Origin of the sequence: Pseudomonas sp. GD03858 (assembly GCF_029840925.1) — a bacterium.
Classification (GTDB): domain Bacteria; phylum Pseudomonadota; class Gammaproteobacteria; order Pseudomonadales; family Pseudomonadaceae; genus Aquipseudomonas.
In genome coordinates this window covers 1-1,084 of the sequence record NZ_JAOCDM010000223.1, presented here as the reverse complement: position 1 = coordinate 1,084, position 1,084 = coordinate 1, and the positions used below count along the sequence as shown (strand labels likewise).

Sequence of the window (1,084 nt, the reverse complement as noted above, 5' to 3'; positions counted from 1 at the left end):
ACGTAGTGGCTGCCACGGCTGGCGTCGGCGGCGTCTTCCTGCAGGCTGGTGAACTGGCTGCCCTCGTGGCGGATCGTGGCCACTCGCCAATGCACATTGAGGTCGGCCCGCGGGTGGCCGACCAGGGTGAAACTCAGGCCGGGCTGCAGACGCGGGTCGTCGCCCTCGACGTCGGCGATGCGCGCGTCATGGCGCAGGGTGGCGAGGCGGGTCGCGGTGAACGGCTTGCCGACCACGTCGCGCTTGTAGCGGCCGGGGTAGTCGAAGCGCTCGTACTCGTTGGCCCCGGGCGGCACCTCGTAGCTGACGGCGGTGTGCTCCTGGCGGTAGGCGGGGTTGGTGAAGGTGTAGTCGCGCTGCACCTGGCGGGTGCTGCGCACCTGCTCGCTGTAGCGCAGGCGGCGCAGGCACGGGCGCGGTTGGTCGCCGCCGCCGTTGGCGTGGTACAGCACGCTGTGCGGGGCGAGGACCTGATCGCCGATGAGGCGGGCGGGGTCTTGATCGTCGTCGCCCCGCGCGATCAGGCCGAACGCCAGCAGGCGGTCGGTGATCAGCAGCTTGTGGTGCTTTTCGCTGTGCTCGAAGCGGTAGACGAAGCCTTCCTCGGCGGCGAGGCGGGCGATGAAGGCGAGGTCGGTCTCGCCGGCCTGGACGCAGAACTCGCGGACCTGGTGGTCGAAGCTGGTGCCCAGTTCGAACTGCACGATGCCCTGGCGGGCGAGCATGAGTTCGAGGATCTGCGGCACGCTCTTGTGCTGGAAGATGCGCCAGTTCGAGCGCAGGGCGGCGCGGGCCAGCTGCGGTTCGACCAGGGCGTGGTAGCGGGTGCGGTGAAAGCCGCTGTCGCCCTGGCTGAAGCGGCTGACCAGGCCGTGGACATGGCGCAGCGGGCGCTGTCCGCGCCAGAGGGTGAAGAGCACGGGCTGGTCGAGCAGTTGGCCGAAATCGATGTCGTCCTGGTGGCTGACGAGTTCCAGGTGCAACTGGAAGGGCGTGCTCAGCGCTTCTTCGAGCTTGAACGACACCACTTCGAATGCGGCGCGGCCCACCAGGGGCTGGAAGGTGTAGCGCAGGTCGGATTGGC

The 1,084-nt window shown here is 69.0% G+C and carries 1 protein-coding gene; it reads right to left on the bottom strand.

All coding sequences use genetic code 11. From position 1 onward, the window contains the following. On the bottom strand, positions 1–1,084 hold a 1,084-nt coding region (gene tssI, locus N5D48_RS26140), incomplete at both ends, for a type VI secretion system tip protein TssI/VgrG (protein WP_279889030.1).